This window comes from Elusimicrobiota bacterium (assembly GCA_026388075.1).
Taxonomy (GTDB): Bacteria; Elusimicrobiota; Endomicrobiia; order Endomicrobiales; family JAPLKN01; genus JAPLKN01.
The window spans coordinates 1-2,919 of sequence record JAPLKN010000162.1 but is presented as its reverse complement, the minus strand read 5'-3'; the positions used below and the strand labels follow the sequence as shown (position 1 = coordinate 2,919).

The 2,919-nt window shown below is 35.9% G+C and carries 3 protein-coding genes; all 3 read left to right on the top strand.

Annotated elements, in window-relative coordinates:
• Positions 1-381, top strand: a 381-nt coding sequence (locus tag NT145_09000; protein MCX5782811.1) for a hypothetical protein, incomplete at its 5' end; no start/stop codon positions are given.
• A 203-nt stretch (positions 382-584) separates the two neighbouring features.
• Positions 585-1,322 carry a nitroreductase family protein gene (locus NT145_08995; protein ID MCX5782810.1) on the top strand — a complete coding sequence of 246 codons (738 nt, stop codon included), beginning with the start codon at positions 585-587 and terminating at the stop codon, positions 1,320-1,322.
• Between the two features lie 30 nt (positions 1,323-1,352).
• Entirely contained in the window at positions 1,353-2,570 is a 1,218-nt protein-coding gene (locus tag NT145_08990) for a hypothetical protein (GenBank protein MCX5782809.1), read from the top strand.
• The last annotated feature ends 349 nt before the right edge of the window (positions 2,571-2,919 follow it).

The window sequence follows — 2,919 nt, the reverse complement described above, 5'->3', positions numbered from 1 at the left end:
CAGATGATGAGCAAATATTCAAAGATCAACAAAAGTGATGTTGCCAGCCAGGATCTTCAACAGGCCTATTTGCCTATTTACGGCACAGTGCAGTATTGCTTCAAAACTTCTTCAAAAAGTATCGCTCCTTTTGTTAAGCTTAATCTTGGGTACAATATGTACAGCATTAACTCCAAACTTAAAGATGCTGTCGGTGATCCTGAAGCCGGGATCTATTATGCAATCGGTGGCGGCGCGGTGATAAGTAAGAATATTAATGTCACACTTCTTTATTCTTCTTATACAGCGGCTTTAAAGAAAACTGGTGGAAATCTTGACGTAGCCAGCACTTCAATCGGTCTCTTCGTAGGTTATGTTTTTGATCTTTGCTGCGGCAAATAATTACAAGTAATCATTATTGCTTTCTTGCCATCGGATAACTTGATGGCAAGAAGGCAAGATTCATTAAAGTGGTGCATGTAAGTAGTATTTGATAGTTAAATGTTTAAGAAATAAGCTCTCTCTTTCGTGAGGGGGCTTATTCTTTTTTATTGAAATATTTAATGCTTTTTGATAGACTTAACACACAATATTAAGAGGAATCCATGCTATTAAGCGACAAATTGCTTGAAAGAAATGACGTATTAAAAACTATTAAAAAACGAAGAAGCGTAAGAATGTTTTCGGATAAGGCTATTTCCGAAGAAGATATTTTAACGCTTCTTCAAGCTGCAAATCAGGCCCCTTCGGCTCACAATCAGCAATCATGGCGCTTTATTATAGTGCGAGGCGAACGGAAAAGCGAGCTTGTTAATTTCATTTCATCTCATTCCGTTAATTTCCCAAAGCCGTCTTCTGTACTTTTACGAATGGCTTCCAGAACAATTCAGGAAGCCCCTGTGCTTATCGCGATTGCCAATTCGGGTGAACTAATCAAACACGGTATTGAACTTTTTAAAGTAAACCCCGTTAGAGACAACGGGCGCTTTGCGAATAAAGATGGCAGCATTACACCGCCATCTGCAACTTCAGACTTGTACCCCAGGCACCTGTCTGGGGTTTTCTCTAACGGGGTAAAAAAAGAAATATCCTATGACTTTTTCCGGACAATGGAAATACAAAGTTCGGCAGCCGCAGTTCAAAACCTTCTTTTAGCTGCCACCTCTTTAGGAATTGGCGCAGTATGGCTTGGAATATTGTATATCATGAAAGATGAAATTCTTCAATTCCTTGAAGAGCCGAAAGGCGAGTTTATGGCAGTGGTCCCTGTCGGATATCCGTTGAAACCGATGAAAGGACCCTATAAAAGGCCGTTAGAAACACTAATAAAAAATCTCGAATAAAGAAGTCTACGAATTTATTTTAGTAATAATATGAAGAAATTTATTTATTTAAATCCGAAAAATTGTTTAATTATTTTGTTCTTGTTTTTAAGTTTATTAAGTTATGCCGAGAATAAAAAGATTAAGAATATTGAGTATTTTGATGTAAATAATGTTCTCATCGGCTTTTATAATGTATCGCATGGAAAAGCAACTGTATATTTAGATTTAAAAAACTTATGCAAAACCAAACACGTAAATGAAAAAGAAATTGATTCTATTTTTAAACTGAGTTTTAGCAGCGATATCACTAAAACAGAAGATATTTCAGTAAACCCCGTTAGAGACCTGCCTCGCTGGCAGGCGGGCAACGGGCGCTTCGCGAATAAAGATGGCGGCATTACACCGCCATCTGAAACTTCAGACTTATACCCCAGACATGAGTTTGGGGCTTTCTCTAACGGGGTAAATGTTTCTACCGGCGCGGCTAGAGTCCTGACAAAAAAACTCAACATTAAAATGGGGGAAACTTATACGATTTTTGTAGGTTCCAAGAGGTTATTGGCAAAAAGTAATAATTTTGAGATTACCAGCGGAATTCATAATCAAGAGCGTTTATTAGAATTAGTTTTAAAGACTAAAAATGCATACGGCCTAAAGGAATTTAAATACCCGTGTCTTGCCGTAAGAGGAAATTTTACCAAAATAATAAAGTCTTATTTGTTTACTCCGGTAAATTTTAAAAACAAAAATAGATTAGCACAGATCGAAAAATTTATTTCCGACAATGAAGCTGTTCAAATCAAGAATCTGGAAAAACTGAAATTAAAATCTTTTTCGCCGAAAGATAGGAATTACTACCTTAAACAATCTTATGAATTATTTGAAGATCAGATATTAAAAGGTAATACAAAAGCTAAAATAGATTTTTTGTCAAATGCTCGTCAAAAGAAGTATTTATTGATAACATATTCAAAGGATTATAAGGACGGCTCAGACTATGGTTTTTCAGGATTACTTAAATATTATCCTAAAACGCAGAATATTGAATTATTAATGCCGGTACTATTCAGCAATAACCACCCTTATTACGGCTGGTGGAAAGAGGAAATGGCTTTTATTATGGAAATTGACCTTGAAAATGACGGAATTCCGGAATATCTTATACCTTCCGTTTTATATGAAGGCATTGAAATATTGTTAATAAAAAAGGATAAAAATAGCAATAAATACAAATATTTTGCAGGCACTTCTTATAGAGGGTTATAATTTAAAGTAATATTAAAAATGAGGCTATCGTCGAAGTCAAGTAATGTCACCCCGTCCGCCCAGGGCGGATCGGGGTCTAATAAACGATTATAATGGGCAAATAGATGCCGATCCGCCCGGGGCGGACGGCATGACAAAAATGGACTTCGGCAACAGCCCTGCATCAAAAATCAAAATTATTATAATTTTTTTATTTCGCAAGAGCTTGACAATAAAGAACAGGAGAAAATTATGAAGAAAAGATTTAGTTTCGTATCTTGGTTTTTTCCAATAATCATAGTGTTTTTGACTTTAAATCCATCATATTCTGCGCAAAAAAAGGAGGTTCAGATGAAAGATTTGGTAGTTT